This window comes from Bradyrhizobium sp. BR13661 (genome assembly GCF_029892425.1).
GTDB lineage: Bacteria > Pseudomonadota > Alphaproteobacteria > Rhizobiales > Xanthobacteraceae > Bradyrhizobium.
On sequence record NZ_JARXWB010000029.1, the window covers coordinates 1 to 16,937 of the forward strand.

Annotated in this window: 21 protein-coding genes; 6 read left to right on the top strand and 15 right to left on the bottom strand. The window is 63.9% G+C overall.

Features of this window, described 5'->3' with window-relative positions; genetic code table 11:
* Nucleotides 1-146 precede the first annotated feature (146 nt).
* Nucleotides 147-791 (bottom strand): carbonic anhydrase, encoded by a 645-nt coding sequence (locus M2427_RS33045; protein ID WP_280710998.1) that lies wholly within the window; start codon nucleotides 789-791, stop codon nucleotides 147-149.
* 109 nt (nucleotides 792-900) lie between these two features.
* On the opposite strand from M2427_RS33045, the gene M2427_RS33050 reads away from it, so the two are divergent.
* Nucleotides 901-1,782, top strand: coding sequence for a CoA ester lyase (locus M2427_RS33050; RefSeq protein ID WP_280710999.1), 882 nt, complete (start codon nucleotides 901-903; stop codon nucleotides 1,780-1,782).
* Between the two features lie 73 nt (nucleotides 1,783-1,855).
* Here the strand turns inward: M2427_RS33050 and M2427_RS33055 are convergent, their stop codons facing one another.
* Complete coding sequence (locus tag M2427_RS33055) at nucleotides 1,856-2,827, bottom strand: AraC family transcriptional regulator (protein ID WP_280711000.1); 972 nt, start codon at nucleotides 2,825-2,827, stop codon at nucleotides 1,856-1,858.
* 521 nt (nucleotides 2,828-3,348) lie between these two features.
* Here M2427_RS33055 and M2427_RS33060 point away from each other — a divergent pair.
* A complete protein-coding gene (locus M2427_RS33060) occupies nucleotides 3,349-5,025 on the top strand; it encodes a PAS domain-containing methyl-accepting chemotaxis protein (protein ID WP_280711001.1) in 1,677 nt (558 codons plus the stop codon).
* Between the two features lie 27 nt (nucleotides 5,026-5,052).
* On the opposite strand, the gene M2427_RS33065 is transcribed toward M2427_RS33060, so the two are convergent.
* The 4 genes from M2427_RS33065 to M2427_RS33080 all read right to left on the bottom strand — a co-directional run bounded on the left by M2427_RS33065 (nucleotide 5,053) and on the right by M2427_RS33080 (nucleotide 7,909).
* The gene (locus tag M2427_RS33065) at nucleotides 5,053-5,472 is read right to left on the bottom strand and encodes a hypothetical protein (RefSeq protein ID WP_280711002.1); all 420 of its coding nucleotides are present in this window, start codon (nucleotides 5,470-5,472) and stop codon (nucleotides 5,053-5,055) included.
* A gap of 308 nt (nucleotides 5,473-5,780) precedes the next feature.
* Nucleotides 5,781-6,566: a hypothetical protein gene (locus tag M2427_RS33070; RefSeq protein ID WP_280711003.1), complete on the bottom strand. Its 786-nt coding sequence runs from the start codon at nucleotides 6,564-6,566 to the stop codon at nucleotides 5,781-5,783.
* A gap of 81 nt (nucleotides 6,567-6,647) precedes the next feature.
* On the bottom strand, nucleotides 6,648-7,253 hold the full coding sequence (gene leuD / locus M2427_RS33075) for a 3-isopropylmalate dehydratase small subunit (protein WP_280711004.1): 606 nt from the start codon (nucleotides 7,251-7,253) through the stop codon (nucleotides 6,648-6,650).
* Nucleotides 7,254-7,339: 86 nt separating this feature from the next.
* Nucleotides 7,340-7,909 carry a pyridoxamine 5'-phosphate oxidase family protein gene (locus tag M2427_RS33080; protein ID WP_280711005.1) on the bottom strand — a complete coding sequence of 190 codons (570 nt, stop codon included), beginning with the start codon at nucleotides 7,907-7,909 and terminating at the stop codon, nucleotides 7,340-7,342.
* An 88-nt stretch (nucleotides 7,910-7,997) separates the two neighbouring features.
* Here M2427_RS33080 and M2427_RS33085 point away from each other — a divergent pair, with 88 nt between their 5' ends.
* The gene (locus M2427_RS33085; RefSeq protein ID WP_280711006.1) at nucleotides 7,998-8,816 is read left to right on the top strand and encodes a helix-turn-helix transcriptional regulator; all 819 of its coding nucleotides are present in this window, start codon (nucleotides 7,998-8,000) and stop codon (nucleotides 8,814-8,816) included.
* Here the strand turns inward: M2427_RS33085 and M2427_RS33090 are convergent.
* Nucleotides 8,804-9,202 (bottom strand): metallopeptidase family protein, encoded by a 399-nt coding sequence (locus M2427_RS33090; RefSeq protein WP_280711007.1) that lies wholly within the window; start codon nucleotides 9,200-9,202, stop codon nucleotides 8,804-8,806. The genes M2427_RS33085 and M2427_RS33090 overlap by 13 nt on opposite strands.
* Before the next feature lie 166 nt (nucleotides 9,203-9,368).
* Between M2427_RS33090 and M2427_RS33095 the strand changes: the two genes are divergently transcribed.
* Entirely contained in the window at nucleotides 9,369-9,647 is a 279-nt protein-coding gene (locus M2427_RS33095; protein ID WP_280711008.1) for a hypothetical protein, read from the top strand.
* 8 nt (nucleotides 9,648-9,655) lie between these two features.
* Here M2427_RS33095 and M2427_RS33100 read toward each other — a convergent pair whose 3' ends face one another.
* Nucleotides 9,656-9,865: a hypothetical protein gene (locus tag M2427_RS33100; RefSeq protein ID WP_280711009.1), complete on the bottom strand. Its 210-nt coding sequence runs from the start codon at nucleotides 9,863-9,865 to the stop codon at nucleotides 9,656-9,658.
* Nucleotides 9,866-10,092: 227 nt separating this feature from the next.
* On the opposite strand from M2427_RS33100, the gene M2427_RS33105 reads away from it, so the two are divergent.
* The gene (locus M2427_RS33105; protein WP_280711010.1) at nucleotides 10,093-10,353 is read left to right on the top strand and encodes a hypothetical protein; all 261 of its coding nucleotides are present in this window, start codon (nucleotides 10,093-10,095) and stop codon (nucleotides 10,351-10,353) included.
* 88 nt (nucleotides 10,354-10,441) lie between these two features.
* The gene (locus M2427_RS33110) at nucleotides 10,442-10,978 is read left to right on the top strand and encodes a hypothetical protein (RefSeq protein ID WP_280711011.1); all 537 of its coding nucleotides are present in this window, start codon (nucleotides 10,442-10,444) and stop codon (nucleotides 10,976-10,978) included.
* Between the two features lie 52 nt (nucleotides 10,979-11,030).
* Here M2427_RS33110 and M2427_RS33115 read toward each other — a convergent pair whose 3' ends face one another.
* The 7 genes from M2427_RS33115 to ffh all read right to left on the bottom strand — a co-directional run bounded on the left by M2427_RS33115 (nucleotide 11,031) and on the right by ffh (nucleotide 16,848).
* Nucleotides 11,031-11,240, bottom strand: coding sequence for a hypothetical protein (locus M2427_RS33115; protein ID WP_280711012.1), 210 nt, complete (start codon nucleotides 11,238-11,240; stop codon nucleotides 11,031-11,033).
* An 83-nt stretch (nucleotides 11,241-11,323) separates the two neighbouring features.
* Nucleotides 11,324-12,730, bottom strand: coding sequence for a 3-isopropylmalate dehydratase large subunit (leuC, locus tag M2427_RS33120; RefSeq protein WP_280711013.1), 1,407 nt, complete (start codon nucleotides 12,728-12,730; stop codon nucleotides 11,324-11,326).
* A 325-nt stretch (nucleotides 12,731-13,055) separates the two neighbouring features.
* Nucleotides 13,056-13,439 (bottom strand): 50S ribosomal protein L19, encoded by a 384-nt coding sequence (rplS, locus tag M2427_RS33125; RefSeq protein ID WP_280711014.1) that lies wholly within the window; start codon nucleotides 13,437-13,439, stop codon nucleotides 13,056-13,058.
* A gap of 110 nt (nucleotides 13,440-13,549) precedes the next feature.
* Nucleotides 13,550-14,305 carry a tRNA (guanosine(37)-N1)-methyltransferase TrmD gene (trmD, locus tag M2427_RS33130; RefSeq protein ID WP_280711015.1) on the bottom strand — a complete coding sequence of 252 codons (756 nt, stop codon included), beginning with the start codon at nucleotides 14,303-14,305 and terminating at the stop codon, nucleotides 13,550-13,552.
* 33 nt (nucleotides 14,306-14,338) lie between these two features.
* Nucleotides 14,339-14,872, bottom strand: coding sequence for a ribosome maturation factor RimM (rimM, locus tag M2427_RS33135; protein WP_280711016.1), 534 nt, complete (start codon nucleotides 14,870-14,872; stop codon nucleotides 14,339-14,341).
* 9 nt (nucleotides 14,873-14,881) lie between these two features.
* Complete coding sequence (gene rpsP, locus M2427_RS33140; protein WP_212082134.1) at nucleotides 14,882-15,214, bottom strand: 30S ribosomal protein S16; 333 nt, start codon at nucleotides 15,212-15,214, stop codon at nucleotides 14,882-14,884.
* An 86-nt stretch (nucleotides 15,215-15,300) separates the two neighbouring features.
* The gene (ffh, locus tag M2427_RS33145; RefSeq protein ID WP_280711017.1) at nucleotides 15,301-16,848 is read right to left on the bottom strand and encodes a signal recognition particle protein; all 1,548 of its coding nucleotides are present in this window, start codon (nucleotides 16,846-16,848) and stop codon (nucleotides 15,301-15,303) included.
* Nucleotides 16,849-16,937: the final 89 nt, after the last annotated feature.

A 16,937-nucleotide genomic window follows, 5' to 3' on the forward strand; every position in this document is an offset into this window, starting at 1 on the left:
CGCCAGGAAGCTTCTAACCGTGCTCAACGCAATGATGCGCGACCGAAAACCTTATATGATCGCCCCATCGACATAACAGTTGCCGGATCGGCGCTGCGCTTGTCCGGGACGACGATCTCGTTTGACGCGGCAGTTTACGAAATCAGCTACACCACGCTGCGCGCGCTCTTGAATTCCTTGCTTCCCTTGTCCAGCACGAACAGCGTTCCCTCGGCGACGCCGAAATAGGCGCCGTGCAGCTGCATCTGGCCGCCTTCGACGGCCTTGCGAACGAACGGGAACGTCATCAGGTTTTCCAGGCTGCGGAACACCGCGGCCTTCTCGATGCGCTCGACGAATTGGGCCATGCTCTCGTGGTCGCGCTGCTCGACCACTTCGCCCGGCTTGATGAACATCTGCATCCATTTGCCGATGAAGTCGCCCGGCGTGAGCGGCTCGATCTTGTCGACGAAGGCGCGGATGCCGCCGCATTGCGCGTGGCCGAGGATGACGATGTGCTTCACCTTCAGCACCGTCACGGCATATTCCAGCGCGGCCGAGACGCCGTGCGCGTTGCCGTCGGGCTGGTACACCGGCACGAGGTTGGCGATGTTGCGGACCACGAACAATTCGCCCGGGCCGACGTCGAAAATGGTTTCCGGCGCGACACGGCTGTCGCAGCAGCCGATCACCATCACTTCAGGGAACTGTCCCCTGACTGACAGCTCGCGATAGCGGTGCTGCTCGGCCGGCAGCCGCTGGGTGGCGAAGGCGTTGTAGCCTTCCAGCAAGTGCTTCGGGAATGTGATCATGGCCTATGCCTAACCATATACCGGTAGCGCGGACAAGCCTTTCGAATGGGCATGCCAGATGCTATCGGCTTCGGTCATAATAGACGAGGAAACCGGAAGGACCGCTCGCATGACCCGCCCGCGCCGCAGCCATCTGTTCATGCCTGGTTCCAATCCCCGCGCGCTGGAAAAGGCGCGGAATCTGGCGGCCGACGGCCTGATCCTGGACCTCGAAGATTCCGTCGCCCCGGACGCCAAGTCGGCTGCGCGCGACGGCATCGCCGCCGCGATTGCGGCCAAGGGCTTTGGCAAGCGCGAGATCCTGATTCGCACCAACGGCCTGGACACGCAATGGTGGGCCGAAGACGTCGCGATGGCCGCCAAGGCCTCGCCCGATGGCATCCTGGTTCCCAAGGTTTCAAGCATCGAGGATCTCAAGACCATTGACCGCGATCTCGCCCACCTCGGCGCCGCGCCATCAGTGAAGGTCTGGGCGATGATCGAGACCGCCCGCGCCGTGCTGCATGCCGAGGAACTGGCCGAGGCCGGGCGCGATCCCAACACGCGCCTGTCGGGCTTCGTGTTTGGCCCCAACGACATCTCGCGCGAGACGCGCATCAAGATGATGCCCGGCCGCGCCGCGATGATTCCGATGATCACCCATTGCATCCTGGCGACGCGCGCCGCCGGCCTCGAGATCCTCGACGGCCCCTATAGCGACATCGCCAACCCCGATGGCTTCGCCACCGAATGCGCGCAAGGCCGCGACCTCGGCTTCGACGGCAAGACGCTGATCCATCCCTCGCAGATCGAAGCCTGCAACGCGATCTTCACGCCGCCCGAAGAGGATGTCGCACGCGCCCGAAAAATCATCGCGGCGTTCGAGCTGCCCGAAAACGTCTCGCGCGGCGCGATCCGCCTCGACGGCGCGATGGTCGAGCGCCTGCACGCGGACATGGCCAGGCGTACGATCGAAATCGCGGATGCGATTGCTGCGATGGGGAAGGGCTGAGTTTATAGCCGGGCGCCCTGTCGCTCAGGTCGAAGGCTGTATGTTCGGCGAGATGCTGCTGCCGCCTGCGCGGCTATTGCCTTCTTCGCGCATTCTTCAACGTCTCGGAAGGCAACTCGCCGATTTCCCGACGATATTCGGATGCGAATCGCCCCAGATTCTGAAAGCCGCATTTGAACGCGACAGCAAGGACGCTGGTCTGTCCATCAGGCCGTCGCAACAGTTCTGCGGCACGATGAAGCCGGATGCGCCGCGCGAACTGGCCCGGTGATCCCCGTCCGGAATCTGAGAATTCGCGGAAAACGGTTCGCACGCTCACCTTGGCGACCTCGGCGATCCTCTCCAGATCGAGTGGCCGGTCCCAATGCGCTTCGATGTAGGACTCCACGACGTTGACCACCGATCGGCCGGCTCTCGGCGCGGGGCGCTGGAGCCGGTCGGAGAAATTGTGCCGGTGCGCGAGAAGCATCCGGACCATCATGGCGCGCTCGAGTTCGGCAATGGCGATGGGTGAGTAATCCTGCCCGAATCTTTCCAGTTCCTCGGCGAGCCTGAAAACGTCATGGCGCACCTGGGTCATCAGCACAGGATCGGCTTCGCTCGAGTCGAAACGCAAGGTCGCGTCGCTGGCGTCGCCGAGCAGGCTCCTCAACAGGCGGGCGATCCCAAAGGCGTCTATTCTCAGCACAAGCTGGCGGTAACCGGGTGCGAAATCCAGATCCAGCTTGGCGTCGCCGGAGATGATCGGACTCCAGGCCCCGATAGGCCCGCTCTTCCCATCGGTGTTGAAGGCGGCAGCTCCCTGGATGGAGAAGAGCTGGCGGAAGATTTGCGATTCGGGAAAGGACAGCGATGTTGCGCCGTCATAGGCGCAGAACGCGAGCCCGATGGACTCCAGGCGAACGAAATTGGCCTGGACGCCGAATTCGCGACCGCGCTTGTCGAATCGATCGGCGCCATACTCCGTGAACAGTCGCTCGCGCGCGACCTCGCTGTCGCGCGACCGAAACAACGGATAGCGGTCAAGATATGAGACGGCGCTCACAGCAGATTCCTCAGCATGAATAACTACCGAATCGGAGTCCGGGCGCTACCAATTGGAGATTGTATGGAAGGGTAGGGCGTGGGTGACTGATCCGGTGTCGGCGACGAACAACGGTTACGGAAATTGAGCCTGGTCAGCGAAACGTTCGGCTCAGTCGAATGGATCACATATTTCGCGGGCACACCGGCTACGGACGAAATTGCGAACTGCACTTGTGACGTTTCGACGCTGGCCTTCTGCCGAATATCGATACTGTTCTCAGCAGGACTGTCGCACCTCAGGGCCCAAGGGGCCGCCGAGATGGCGCCGTGTGGCTGTCAGGTTAAACGCCGTGGCAAAATGCGGCCATAGTGTCTGCGATCGGACAAATACTCTGATAATTCGATTGAGATATCCAGACATACGCACGGCCCCGCGATTGGGTGAAATTCGAACGAGGCTGGGGCCGCAGCAATTCGATGAATACTGAACGCAGGTTCGCGCATGTGCTGCGGACCCTGCGTCTATTTCGGAGCAGGAAAATGTTCGGTCGCAAGTCCCGGATTGATGCATCAGCGCGGCTCGACGCCATCGGCCGTTCGCAGGCGATGATCGAATTCAACCCGGATGGCACGATCATCACGGCCAACAAGAATTTTCTCGACGCTCTCGGGTATCGGCTCGACGAGATCCAGGGCAAGCACCACTCCATGTTCGTGCCGGCCGCCCAGCGGGACAGTGCCGAGTACAAGGCGTTCTGGGCTGCCCTGAACCGTGGCGAGTATCAGGCGCGCGAGTTCAAGCGGATCGCCAAGGGCGGTCGCGAAGTCTGGATCGAAGCTTCCTACAACCCGGTGCTGGACGGCAACGGCAAGACGGTGATGGTCGCCAAGATCGCGACTGAAATCACCCAGAAGAAGATCCGCAGCCTCGCCGATGCCTCCAAGATCGCGGCGATCGGCCGGGCCCAGGCCGTGATCGAATTCAAGCTCGATGGCACCATCGTCACCGCCAACGAGAACTTCTGTAACGCGCTCGGCTATTCGCTCGCGGAGATCCAGGGCAAGCATCACAGCATGTTCGTCGCGCCCGCCGAGCGTGACGGCGCTGCCTATCGCGAGTTCTGGGCGAAGCTCAACCGCGGTGAGTACCAGGCCGGCGAGTTCAAGCGCATCGGCAAGGGCGGCCGCGAGGTCTGGATTCTCGCCAGCTACAACCCGCTGTTGGACGAGGACGGCAAGCCGTTCGGCGTCGTCAAGTTCGCGACCGACGTCACCACCGAGAAGCTCAAGAGCGCGGATTCTGCCGGCCAGATCGCGGCCATCGACAAGGCGCAGGCCGTGATCGAGTTCAACATGGACGGCACGATCATCACCGCCAACGAGAACTTCCTGCACACGGTCGGTTATTCGCTGGCCGAGATCAAGGGCAAGCATCACAGCATGTTCGTCGAGCCGAGCGAGCGCGACGGCGCGGGCTATCGCGAGTTCTGGGCCGCGCTCAACCGCGGGCAGTACCAGGCGGCGGAGTACAAGCGCATCGGCAAGGGCGGCAAGGAGGTCTACATCCAGGCGTCCTACAATCCGATCATGGATCTCAACGGCAAGCCGTTCAAGGTCGTGAAATATGCCACCGACACCACCAAGCAGGTGCTGGTCCGGATGGGCAACGAGCGCGTCCGCGGCATGATGGAATCGGTCGCCGCCGGCTCGGAGGAATTGAACGCTTCGGTCCGGGAGATCTCCGAGGCCATGACCAAGTCGCGCGAGACCGCCAGCAGTGCGGTGGATCAGGTCGCCGCCGCCGATGCGCAGGCCCAGCGCCTCACCGAAGCCGCGCAGGCGATGAGCGGCATCGTCGAACTCATCAACAACATCACCGGGCAGATCAACCTGCTGGCGCTCAACGCCACGATCGAATCGGCGCGCGCGGGTGAAGCCGGTCGTGGTTTTGCAGTGGTGGCGTCCGAAGTGAAGAGCCTTGCCAACCAGGCCAAGCAGGCGACCGACAAGATCGGCGCGGAGATCGGCAGCCTCAACGGCATCTCCGGCGACGTCGTCAGCGCGCTGAGCTCGATCAAGCAGGCGATCAACAACGTCAGCGAATACGTCACCTCGACTGCTGCCGCCATCGAGGAGCAGAGCACGGTCACGAACGAAATGTCGACCAGCATGCAGCGGGCAGCGGCAGAAGCCGCCGCGATGGCCAGCCGCAGCTGACCGCGACGAAGCGATCGGCGCGCCGTCTCAGTGCTGGGCGACCTCGGCCCGATCGAGCGTTTCCAGCGTGGCGGCGTTGCCGCAATAGCCGTGATAGTTCTCCGCGGCCGTGCCGTCGGCGAGATCGCGATTGCATTGCGCCTTGTGAGCGCAGAGCGCGCAGACCCGCTCCATGTCGCGCAGCAACAGCGGTTGTGCCTGTCCGAGCCGCTCTTCGCTGATGCCGAGCTGCTCCAGCATTTTCGGCAGCTCGTCGGCAGCGTGGTGGCCGTGACGGACCAACTCCTCGAGATCCTCAGGCGCGATCCTGAGGTCGTTCGCGATCCGGTCGAAATCGGAGCGGTCGAGCTGCCGCATCTCGTTCAGCTCGCGGCGGTGCTTCAGCCAGCCGGCAAAGGACTCGATGAGGTCCTGGACGATGGGATAAGGCCTGCTTGCGGTGCTCATGGCGAAGCTCCAATGGCGTCGTGCGATGCAGCAAGACTAGGCAAAATGATGCAGGAGCGCGTTGCGCTGGATCAAACTCGGATCGCTTAGCCGCAGGCCATAGGTGCATCGCAATCGTATCTGGGGCACTGAACTTTCCCAGCCGTCATGGCCGGGCTTGTCCCGGCCATCCACGCCTTGCCTCTTGGCGCGAAGAACGTGGATGCCCGGGCCTTCGCCGCGCCGAAGCGGCTTCGGCCGCGCAGGCGGGACGAGCCCGGGCATGACGACCTCGTACGATGCTGCCTCGGAGTGCAGGAGAGCGGCCGCTACGCGAACCGCTCCACCGCCCAAGCAAACAGGCTGCCCGGCATCGGTGGCTGCAGCGAGCGCCCCTTGCCGGAGATGTGCAGGCCGATCACGTCGGGATCGGTGACGATGCCGAGATAGCTCGACGGCTCGAAGAACAGCTTCGGCTCGGAATGCACCGCGTAGAACGATCGCTTCGGCAACGCGCGCTGCAGATCGCCAGACCGGCGTGCAAGGATGGTCAAGGCCGGAGGCCCGAAGATGGCGATGCGAAGGTCGGACAGACGCTGCGAGCCGCCGCTCAGGCGCTTGATCGCAAAGCTCAGGCGATGGCTCAGCGACAGCCATTCCGGCGTCAGCTCCTCCTGCTCCATCAGATTCTCGAAGGCGCCGACGATCTGATGATCCTTTGGCAGATAGAGAACGGAGTTGCCGAGCCGGCGGGATCGCTCCCAGGCGAAGTAGGGCTTGGCCGGATCGATCTCGACGGGTTTCAGCAGCAGCACGTCGGCATCGAGCCAGAGGCCGAGATTCTTCGCCATCAGCTTCATGCGGAAGAAGTCGCTGAACTGCAGCGTGGTCCAGTCGCGCCAGCTGCCGTCCGGCTGCGGCGGCCGCAACCGTTCGGAGAAGGTGTGCGGCAGGATCGCTTCGGCATCCGCGTTGTCGACGCCCGCGGGCAGGCCTGGAATGGTGTCGAAGCTATAGACTGTGACCTTGTGGCCGGCAGCCAGCTGCGAGCGCAGGCAGGTCTGGCGCAGCGCGTCCATCGGGCCATGCCAGAAGGTGACGATCTCGGGCAGCATGAGGCAGAGCTATACGGGATATCAGGGGCAAAGAAAAAGCCCCGGCGCGGCTCGCACCGGGGCTCGAACGAAAATCTGAAACTACGCCCAGGCGCGTTCGCGCTTGAGCTTTTCTTCATAGGTGTCGATCGAGGACTTCTTCTCCATCGTCAGACCGATGTCGTCGAGGCCGTTGATCAGGCAGTGCTTGCGGAACGGGTCGATCTCGAATTTGACCTTGCCGCCATCGGGACCGCGAATCTCCTGGTTCGGCAGGTCGATCGTCAGCGTCGCGTTGGCGCCGCGCTCGGCGTCGTCGAACAGCTTGTCGAGGTCTTCCTGCGACACGCGGATCGGCAGAATGCCGTTCTTGAAGCAGTTGTTATAGAAGATGTCGCCGAACGAGGTCGAGATCACGCAGCGGATGCCGAAATCGAGCAGCGCCCAGGGCGCATGCTCGCGGCTCGAGCCGCAGCCGAAATTGTCGCCGGCAACCAGCACCTTCGCATTGCGATAGGCTGATTGGTTGAGGACGAAATCCGGGTTCTCGCTGCCGTCGTCCTTGTAGCGCTGCTCGGAGAAGAGCCCCTTGCCAAGGCCGGTCCGCTTGATGGTCTTGAGGTACTGCTTCGGAATGATCATGTCGGTGTCGACATTGATGATCTTCAGCGGCGCCGCGACGCCTTCCAGCGTGGTGAACTTGTCCATTGTGGGCTTCCTGGTTCGAATTCAGGGACGGCTGTTTAGCCCGGTTGGTGCACGAATCCTAGGCCGGATTCGGCAATCTTGGTCTGTCAGGTTGGCGGAGCCATGCTGTCGGGGACAAAGCCGGTCGGTAGGCCGTCGATGCTCTTCACGTTTTTCAGGCCCCAGTATTTTCGTAAGTTTTTGATGCCCTGCGCCGTCCAGTAGCGCACCAGGCTGCCACGCTCTTGCTTGTAGTCGAACAGTGGCACGCCCATGCCGCACGACGTCTGCACGAGGTCGACCGAGAGGCGCACGATCTGGCGGGCGCCTGTCATCTCTTCGAACCGAGGAGCGAGATCGGCGTATTCAGGCGTGCCGCGCATCAACGATCGGCCCTGGCCATAGAGCCGCAGGACAACCGGCGGGCCCTCGAAGGCGCAAAACATGATGGTCAGGCGCTTGTCATCGGAAGCCATCAGGTGCGCGCGGGTTTCGCTGCCGCTGCCGGTGCAATCGAGGTAGGCGACATCATTGTCCCCGAGCACCCGGAACGAGGATAGGCCCTTGGGGGACACGTTGATGCGTCCCTTCGGCGGGGCGCTCGCGACGAAGAAGATCTTCTGCCGCTCGATGAAAGCCCTGTGCTCGGGCTCGATCCCAGCAAATTGCTTGCCCATGTCTGTGCGTCCTTCGAAGCCGGAACAAAAGCTAGCACGCCGTTGATACCGGTTTAAGGACCAATTTTATGCTGGTATAAAAACCACCATGAAAGGACAGGACCCCATCGCTCCGGCACTCTCGCTCAGCGCGTTCTTGCGGGCGCTCCGGGAGCGCCAGTCGCCGGCAGAATTCGGCCTCGCCGCCGGACCACGGCGGCGCACCCCCGGCCTGCGGCGCGAGGAGGTGGCCCAGCTCTGCGGCCTCAGCGTCACATGGTACACGTGGATCGAGCAGGGGCGCGATGTCTCCGTCTCCGCTCCGGCACTTGCGCGTCTCGCCAACGGATTGCGCCTGTCACGGGCCGAGCGCAGCTACCTCTTCGAAGTTGCGGGTAAGCGCGATCCCGAGCGCCCCGGCAACACCGATGATCCGCCCGACGAGGTCCTCGCCTGCGTCGATGCGATCGATGGGCCCGCCTACATCCTCGATCGCACATGGCGCGCGCGTCGCTGGAACGCGAAAGCGTCGCTCCTGTTTGCAGGATGGCTCGATGCCGACGGCGAAAAAAATCTGCTGCGCTACATCTTCCTCAGGCCTGAGGCGCGAACCCTGATCCTTGACTGGACCTCGCGCGCGCGTCGCGTCGTCGCAGAGTTCCGCGCGGCCGTGACAGTCTATTCTGACGACCCCGAGATTCGCCGGCTGGTCGAGGAGCTGAGACTGGGAAGCCCCGACTTCGAACGCTGCTGGGAAGCGCAGGGCGTTCTGGCGCGCGAAGGCGGCGAACGTGCGTTCGATCATCCGACCATGGGGCGGCTGCACTATCAGCAGGTGTCGCTGTCTCTCGCGGGATGGCCCGACTATCGACTGACGATGCTCCTCCCTGCACCGCGCGTTGATCAGTCCGCGCCCTACTCTGCCTGAGCCTCGATATCAGCCATATCGTCGTCCGAAAGGCCGAAATGGTGGCCGATCTCGTGGATCAGGACGTGGCGGACGATATGGCCGAGGCTCTCGTCGTGCTCGGCCCAGTAGTCCAGGATCGGCCGGCGATAGAGCCAAACCAAGTTGGGCAGCCGCGCCACGTCGCCCAAACTCTGCTGGGGCAGGCCGACGCCCTGGAACAGGCCGAGCAGGTCGAACTCGCTCTCGCATTCCATCTCGTCGAGGACCTCCTCGGTGGGGAAGTCGTCGACGCGGATGATCAGGCCTTCGCAGAGCCCACGAAACTCCGCCGGCAGGCGCTCGAAAATGTCGTGCGCCGTCACTTCCATCTCGGCCAGCGAGGGCGCTTTCAGGTCGGTCCACATGGGCACCTCTTAGCGCGGGTTTCGCGGTGATGCATCCGGCTTTATAAGCGCGCGAGGTTGACGCGCGCTGCCAAAACGGGGAGCGTGGGGCCGGTGGGAGCCCAATGCGAGGGCGGTTCAGGTGGGCGGGAAAATGCGAGCAAAAACAACGGTGGCTCTACTGTGCATGGGGTTGTTTTCGCAAGTCGGCGTGAGCGCCCAGGCGGAAACGGCCGGCACGGTGGTCCGCATGGCCCAGGCGGTCTCACCCGACGCTCCGCCACCGCGGAAGCGGCCCCAGACGCGCCTGCGCGTCACGCCCTATTACTCACCTGACGGCGTCTATCCGCGCTACAATCCGGGCCCGGATGCGGTCCGCGAATGCAACGCCACCTATGTTCAGGAATACCGGCCGAGCGGCACGGTGATCGTGCCGCATATGAGCTGCTACTGGCGTCGCGGCTGATCGAGAGCCTAGTGCCCGCGCAGCGCGCCGATCAGGCCCGCGCCGACGACGATCGCCGAGGCGCCATAAACCAGGATCGCCATCACGAGCTGCGTCAGCGGGCTTGCCGTGCCGCCCTGGACGCCCGGCCCTTGCGAGGCCAGCGCCGAACCCGCGCCGAGCAAGATGCCCGCCGCGATCGCGAGGCCGGATATCCGCAATCCCTGTAGCTGTGGCATGACCATCTCCTGCATGCGCTCGACCAGAAGATACGCGTGTCGCTGACGGCTGGTTTTCGTCGGCGTCCGGAATGTTGCGCCGATGTTCAGGAACTTTGCCTGTGCCCCTCTGCATTCATCCATGGGGCGCGTTCAGCCATAACAGATTCAGGCCCGGCATTCCAGATCGGGTGCTTTTAACTTGCGGGCGGCCGCGTGATCCTCTCATGTTACGTGCGGAGGTCGTCATGACGAGATGGATCGCGTTGGCCGTTGCCGTTGGGCTTTCCGCAAGCCTGCCTCAAATGTCCGCCGCGCAGAAGGTGACGAAGCTGCCGGACGCCTCCGCGGGGCGCGCGGTGTTCGATGGGCGACGGCATGTTCGATACGACGCCACGCGATACGTTCCGCGTCCCGATCCGCCTTATTACGCGCGGCCCGTCTACTACCGTCCCTATCCCTATGGCGTGCCCGCACCGTTCGTGATCGGCTACGGGCCGTTTTGGTGACGCGGCTTGCCAGCGGAGCGTCGTTCATTCATGGCGCGTTCACGTCGTTGTCCTTAGCTTCATCGAGGGAACGACAGGGAGAGATTCCATGCTGAGGACCTTGCGTCCCCGGACAAGCTCGTTGCGCTTGCTCGGGCTTGCCGCATTTGCCGTTCTGATGCTGTCGTCAGGGACCGCGCGCCGCGCTGAAGCGATGACGCCGATCAATCCGACGGCGCTGCCCGCGGCGCAGGCTGCAAGCGACGACATGATGATCCAGGTCCGCCATGGCGGCGGTGGTGGAGGCTTTCACGGAGGCGGCGGACATTTCGGCGGCTTCCATGGTGGCGGAGGTCACTTCGGTGGCTACCACGGCGGTGGCTTCCACGCCGCGCCGGCTTTCCATGGCGGCGGCTATCGTTATGGCGGCTTCCGCTATGGCGGATATGGCGGCTATCACCGTCATTGGGGCGGCGGCTACTATCGCCCGCATTACGGCTATCGCCACTTCCACCGGCGCTATTATGACGGCGGCTACTATCCCTACTACCACTATCCGCGCCGCTGCCGGATCATCTGGACCTATTACGGTCCGCGCCGCATCTGCCGCTGGCATCGCTGGCATTACCCGTACCGCTATTGGTAAGTGCGGTCGAAATGAAGAGGGCGCCGTCGCGGCGCCCTTTTCATTGCGTGGCTCAAAGCCAGCCCTTCACATTCCAGGATGACGGCTTCCACCGCATCAGCGTCTCGATCTTCCACTTCTTGAACATCGCGGGCGGCCAGCGGCTCAACCGCGAGGTCTCCTCCACCTCGGGCTTGGCGACGATACGGAGCGGCGTGGCGCGCCGCCGGTGCTGGCGGGTCGCATCGCTGATCAGATCGACATATTCAGGCTTGTTGGCCATGACACTGCGTCCTCGCGAGGACGCAGTGTCGGCGCAGCCGATTAACGGCGGTTTACCGCATCAGTTACAATTGTGGGACCAGCTCAGCGCCAATCCCTGACGTCGACGAAGTGACCCGCGATCGCCGCTGCTGCCGCCATCGCCGGTGACACCAGATGCGTGCGGCCCTTGAAGCCCTGGCGGCCTTCGAAGTTGCGGTTCGAGGTCGAGGCGCAACGCTCTTCCGGAGCCAGCTTGTCCGGGTTCATCGCGAGGCACATCGAGCAGCCCGGCTCGCGCCATTCGAAGCCGGCCTTGATGAAGATCTTGTCCAGACCCTCAGCTTCCGCCTGCTCCTTCACGATGCCGGAGCCCGGCACGACCATGGCGTTGACATGCGCCGAAACGGTCTTGCCCTCGGCGATCTTCGCAGCGGCGCGCAGGTCCTCGATGCGGCCGTTGGTGCAGGAGCCGATGAAGATGCGGTCGACCTTGATGTCGGTGATCTTCGTGCCCGCCGTCAGGCCCATGTATTTCAGCGCGCGATGCTTGGAGAGGCGCTTGGCTTCATCAGTGATCTTGTCGGGGTCGGGCACGACACCGGTCACCGAGATGACGTCCTCAGGCGACGTGCCCCAGGTCACGATTGGCGGCAGCTTGGCGGCGTCGAGGCGCAGCTCGTTGTCGAAATGCGCGCCCTCGTCGGAGCGCAAGCGCTCCCAGTAGCGCATCGCCGCATCCCAATCGGCGCCCTTCGGGGCTTTGGGGCGGCCGCGCAGGAAGTCGAACGCCTTCTGGTCTGGCGCAACGAGGCCGGCGCGGGCGCCACCTTCGATCGACATGTTGCAGACCGTCATGCGGCCTTCCATGCTGAGTGCGCTGATCGCATCGCCGGCGTATTCCAGCACGTAGCCGGTACCACCCGCGGTGCCGATCTCGCCGATGATGGCCAAAATAATATCCTTGCCCGTCACACCATCAGGCAATTTGCCGTCGACGGTGACGCGCATGTTCTTCGCCTTCTTCTGGATCAGCGTCTGCGTCGCCAGCACGTGCTCGACCTCCGATGTGCCGATGCCGTGCGCGAGCGCGCCGAACGCGCCATGCGTCGAGGTGTGGCTGTCACCGCAGACGATGGTGGTGCCGGGCAGCGTAAAACCCTGCTCGGGGCCGATGACGTGGACGACGCCCTGGCGCTTGTCGAACTCGTTAAAATATTCGATGCCGAATTCCCTGGCGTTGTCGGCCAGCGCCTTGATCTGCTCGATGCTCTCAGGGTCCGGATTCGGCTTGGTGCGGTCGGTGGTCGGCACGTTGTGATCGACGACGGCGAGCGTCTTCTCGGGCGCGTGGACCTTGCGACCGGTGGCGCGCAGGCCTTCGAACGCCTGCGGCGAGGTCACTTCGTGCACCAGATGGCGATCGATATAGAGCAGGCAGGTGCCGTCCTCGGCTTCGTGCACCAGATGGTCGTTCCAGATCTTGTCGTACAGGGTGGTCGGCTTGGACATGAGCTTAAGCTCCGGGAATGTTGGTAACGGAAAAGCGCGGTCACGCGCGGGGCAACAGAGTCGTATGCAGCGCAGCCTTTAAGCTGCGGAACTAAGCTCTGACGTTGCCGAGGTCGCGAAGCGTCCGAAGAACCGGCCAGGCAGCCGGGAGCGATCGTCGATGACGACGCGCCGGGGCGAGACGAAGCTGGTCAGATCTGGAAACATTCCAAGCATATATAGCAGGCCGAATTGGAAGCGCGAGTGCCTTGACGCGCACGGCTGACGCAACAAAAAAGCGCGGGGTGTGGCCCCGCGCTCTCGAAATTCGACTGTAAGCGCAAGCTTACTCGTTGACGGCGGCCTTGGCGTGCTCAGTCTTCTCGACGATGCGGGCCGACTTGCCGCGGAGGTTGCGGAGGTAATAGAGCTTGGCACGACGCACCTTGCCGCGACGCACCACCTTGATCGAGTCGATCATCGGCGACATCACCGGGAACACGCGCTCGACGCCTTCGCCGTAGGAGATCTTGCGGACGGTGAAGCTCTCGTTGAGGCCACCGCCGGAACGGCCGATGCAAACGCCCTCATAGGCCTGCACGCGGGTGCGGTCGCCTTCGACGACCTTCACGTTGACGATCACGGTGTCGCCGGGACCGAATTCCGGAATGTCCTTGCCGGCGGCGAGCTTGTCGAATTGCTCTTGCTCGAGCTGCTTGATCAGGTTCATGGGTAAATCTCCATCGACGCGCCCAGCCTTGCGAAACGGGGGCCGCGCGAAATTCGTTTATCCAGCCATTGCGGATGTGGCCGCTCCTATAAGGCAAGCCGGAGCGTTTGTCACCCGTCTGTCTTGTTTTTTGGCGTTTTTTGGCGCCGGGGCCGATTCGGTGCCTTCGGCGGGATTTGGGCCCATAAATCGGGCCGTCGGGCCTCCGTCAGGGCCTCGGATTGCGCCCGCCGCCAGCTGGCGACCTTGGCGTGGTCGCCCGAGGTCAGGATCTCCGGGATCGGAACGCCCTCGAACAGCTGCGGCCGGGTGTATTGGGGGTATTCGAGCAGGCCGTCGGAAAAGCTCTCCTCGGTTCCCGAGGCTTCCTTGCCCATGACGCCCGGCAGCAGCCGGACGCAGGCGTCAATCAGGGCCAGGGCTGCGATTTCGCCCCCCGACAGCACAAAATCGCCGATCGAGACCTCCTCCAGACCGCGGCCATCGATCACCCGCTGGTCGATGCCCTCGAACCGCCCGCAGACGATCAGGGGGCCGGGGCCCTGGGCCAGCTCCCTGACGCGGGTCTGGGTCAATGGCCGACCTCGGGGGCTCATCAGCAGCTTGGGGCGGTCCGGTCCGATCGCCGCGGCATCGATCGCTGCCGCCAGAACGTCAGCCCGCAGCACCATGCCCGGGCCGCCGCCGGCCGGGGTGTCGTCAACGCTGCGATGGCGGTCCGTGGCGGAGGCCCTGATGTCCCGCGCCTCGATCTGCCAGAGGCCGGAGGCCAGCGCCCGGCCGGCCAGGCTGACGCCGAGCGGCCCCGGAAACATCTCCGGAAACAGCGTCAGCACCGTCGCGCGCCAGGGGGAAGGGTTGGTCATGTCAGTCAGCTTAGCCAAAACCACGGCGTGTGGTTATGGGTCCCTGCCTTTGCCGGAGGGATCATCGCCTTCGATCTCCTGCGGCAGCGCGATCACGACGCGGCCGCCGGCGATGTCGACCTCGGGCACGACCGCGTTCGTGAACGGCAGCAGCATCGTCGCGCCCTTCAGCGGTGCGATCTCGATGATGTCGCCGGCGCCGAAATTATGGATGGCGAGCACGCGGCCGAGCGCATCGCCATCGATGGTGACGGCGGCGAGCCCGATCAGATCGGCGTGATAATATTCGTCGTCATCGGTCGCGGGCAGTTTTTCGCGCGCGACGTAGAGCTCGATGCCGTTGAGGCGTTCCGCCTCATCGCGGGTCGTGACGCCCTTGAACGTCGCTACCAGATGGTCCTTGGCTTCGCGGGCCTGCGCCAGTTCGAACTGGCGCTTGCCGTCCTTGGTGAGAAGCGGACCGTAGCGCTTCACGGCAAAGGGATCTTCGGTGAAGGTCCACAATTTGACCGCGCCGCGCACACCATGCGCGGCGCCGATCCGCGCGACGCAGATCAGCGCCGACATGGCCTAGCCTTAGCCCTTCGCAGCGGCTTCAGCCTGCGCCTTGCGCTCCTTGCGCGGCACGGCCTTCTCGGGGTTGTTGCGCGCTTCGCGCTTCTTGACGCCGGCGGCATCGAGGAAACGGGCGACGCGGTCCGACGGCTGCGCGCCCTTGGCGAGCCAGGCCTTCACCTTGTCCATGTCGAGCTTCAGGCGGGTCTCGTTGTCCTTCGGCAGCAGCGGGTTGAAATGGCCGAGACGCTCGATGAATCGGCCATCGCGGGGGAAGCGGGAGTCGGCGACGACGACGTGATAGACGGGACGCTTCTTGGTGCCTGCGCGGGCGAGGCGGATAACGACGGACATTGAGTTCTCCTTTAAAGTACAGTCTGTTTGGCTGATTGGTATTTTCGCGTTGCGCGAGACCGATGCGATCCCTCGCGACGAATTCCTCATTTCTTCTTGCCTGGAAATCCGCCGAGGCCCGGCAGCGTCGGCTTGCCGCTCAGACCGGTCAGTCCAGGAACGTTCGGCAGGCCGGTGCGAAGACCGGCCGGCAAATCCTTCGGCAGGCTGGGTAGACCCTGACCGCCGCCGCTCTGCATCTTCTCCTGCAGCGCCTTCATCTCGTCCGGAGACGGCATCTTCATGCCGCCGCCGAAGCCCATCGCCTGCGCGATGCCGGCGAGCGGGCCGCGCTTGCCCGAGCCCATCGCCTTCATCACGTCGGCCATGTTCCGGTGCATCTTCAGCAGCTTGTTGACGTGCTCGACGCTCTGGCCGGAACCAGCGGCGATACGCTTCTTGCGGCTGGCCTTGAGCACGTCGGGATGACGGCGCTCGTCGCGCGTCATGGAATCGATGATCGCGACCTGGCGCTTCAGGATCTTGTCGTCGATGCCGGCCGCGGCGATCTGATTTTTCATCTTGGAGATGCCGGGCATCATGCCCATCAGCCCGCTGATGCCGCCCATGTTGGCCATCTGCAGCAGCTGCTCGCGCATGTCGTTGAGGTCGAATTGACCCTTGCGCATGCGCTCGGCAGTGCGCGCGGCCTTCTCGGCGTCGATATTGGCGGCGGCGCGCTCGACCAGCGAGACGACGTCGCCCATGCCGAGGATGCGGCCGGCGATACGATCGGGATGAAAATCTTCCAGCGCGTCGGTCTTTTCACCCGTGCCGATCAGCTTGATCGGCTTGCCGGTGACCGCGCGCATCGACAGCGCAGCGCCGCCGCGGCCGTCGCCGTCGACACGCGTCAGCACGATGCCGGTGAGGCCGACGCGCTGGTCGAAGGAGCGCGCGAGATTCACGGCGTCCTGGCCGGTCAGCGAGTCCGCGACCAGCAGCACTTCGTGCGGGTTGGCGGCCGCTTTGATCGCGGCCGCTTCCGCCATCATCTCTTCGTCGAGCGTGGTACGGCCGGCGGTGTCGAGCAGCACGATGTCGTAGCCGCCGAGCTTGCCGGCCTCTAACGCGCGCTTCGCAATCTGCGGCGGCTGCTGGCCCGCGACGATCGGCAGCGTCGGAATGTCGAGGTCGCGTCCGAGCACCGCGAGCTGCTCCATCGCCGCCGGGCGATAGACGTCGAGCGAGGCCATCAGCACCTTGCGCTTGTCGCGCTGGACCAGGCGGCGGGCGAGCTTGGCGGTGGTGGTGGTCTTACCGGAGCCTTGCAGGCCGACCATCATGATCGGCACCGGCGGCACGGAATTGACGTCGATGGTCTGGCTTTCGGCGCCGAGCGTGTTGATCAGCTCGTCATGGACGATCTTGACCACCATCTGGCCTGGCGTGACCGACTTGACGACGGTGGCGCCGATCGCCTGCTCGCGGACGCGTTCGGTGAAGCTGCGCACGACCTCGAGCGCGACGTCAGCCTCGAGCAGCGCGCGGCGCACCTCGCGCATCGCAGCATCGACGTCCTTTTCGGTCAGCGCACCGCGCCCCGTCAGACGATCGAGAATGCCACCAAGCCGTTCCGACAGATTGTCGAACAATGAAGTTGTCCTTGTCCTGCTCGCCAGAATGGCGATCTTCCAAACACCTTTGCGCCCGAGGGCGCATAGCGCTGTCGGGCGTTGACCTC

What these genes read in the sequence shown, in the direction of transcription:
- M2427_RS33045 (WP_280710998.1), bottom strand. Translation starts at nt 791, where the DNA reads ATGATCACATTCCCGAAGCACTTGCTGGAAGGCTACAACGCCTTCGCC.
- M2427_RS33050 (WP_280710999.1), top strand. Translation starts at nt 901, where the DNA reads ATGACCCGCCCGCGCCGCAGCCATCTGTTCATGCCTGGTTCCAATCCC.
- M2427_RS33060 (WP_280711001.1), top strand. Translation starts at nt 3,349, where the DNA reads ATGTTCGGTCGCAAGTCCCGGATTGATGCATCAGCGCGGCTCGACGCC.
- M2427_RS33065 (WP_280711002.1), bottom strand. Translation starts at nt 5,472, where the DNA reads ATGAGCACCGCAAGCAGGCCTTATCCCATCGTCCAGGACCTCATCGAG.
- M2427_RS33070 (WP_280711003.1), bottom strand. Translation starts at nt 6,566, where the DNA reads ATGCTGCCCGAGATCGTCACCTTCTGGCATGGCCCGATGGACGCGCTG.
- leuD (WP_280711004.1), bottom strand. Translation starts at nt 7,253, where the DNA reads ATGGACAAGTTCACCACGCTGGAAGGCGTCGCGGCGCCGCTGAAGATC.
- M2427_RS33080 (WP_280711005.1), bottom strand. Translation starts at nt 7,909, where the DNA reads ATGGGCAAGCAATTTGCTGGGATCGAGCCCGAGCACAGGGCTTTCATC.
- M2427_RS33085 (WP_280711006.1), top strand. Translation starts at nt 7,998, where the DNA reads ATGAAAGGACAGGACCCCATCGCTCCGGCACTCTCGCTCAGCGCGTTC.
- M2427_RS33090 (WP_280711007.1), bottom strand. Translation starts at nt 9,202, where the DNA reads ATGTGGACCGACCTGAAAGCGCCCTCGCTGGCCGAGATGGAAGTGACG.
- M2427_RS33095 (WP_280711008.1), top strand. Translation starts at nt 9,369, where the DNA reads ATGGGGTTGTTTTCGCAAGTCGGCGTGAGCGCCCAGGCGGAAACGGCC.
- M2427_RS33100 (WP_280711009.1), bottom strand. Translation starts at nt 9,865, where the DNA reads ATGCCACAGCTACAGGGATTGCGGATATCCGGCCTCGCGATCGCGGCG.
- M2427_RS33105 (WP_280711010.1), top strand. Translation starts at nt 10,093, where the DNA reads ATGACGAGATGGATCGCGTTGGCCGTTGCCGTTGGGCTTTCCGCAAGC.
- M2427_RS33110 (WP_280711011.1), top strand. Translation starts at nt 10,442, where the DNA reads ATGCTGAGGACCTTGCGTCCCCGGACAAGCTCGTTGCGCTTGCTCGGG.
- M2427_RS33115 (WP_280711012.1), bottom strand. Translation starts at nt 11,240, where the DNA reads ATGGCCAACAAGCCTGAATATGTCGATCTGATCAGCGATGCGACCCGC.
- leuC (WP_280711013.1), bottom strand. Translation starts at nt 12,730, where the DNA reads ATGTCCAAGCCGACCACCCTGTACGACAAGATCTGGAACGACCATCTG.
- rplS (WP_280711014.1), bottom strand. Translation starts at nt 13,439, where the DNA reads ATGAACCTGATCAAGCAGCTCGAGCAAGAGCAATTCGACAAGCTCGCC.
- trmD (WP_280711015.1), bottom strand. Translation starts at nt 14,305, where the DNA reads ATGACCAACCCTTCCCCCTGGCGCGCGACGGTGCTGACGCTGTTTCCG.
- rimM (WP_280711016.1), bottom strand. Translation starts at nt 14,872, where the DNA reads ATGTCGGCGCTGATCTGCGTCGCGCGGATCGGCGCCGCGCATGGTGTG.
- rpsP (WP_212082134.1), bottom strand. Translation starts at nt 15,214, where the DNA reads ATGTCCGTCGTTATCCGCCTCGCCCGCGCAGGCACCAAGAAGCGTCCC.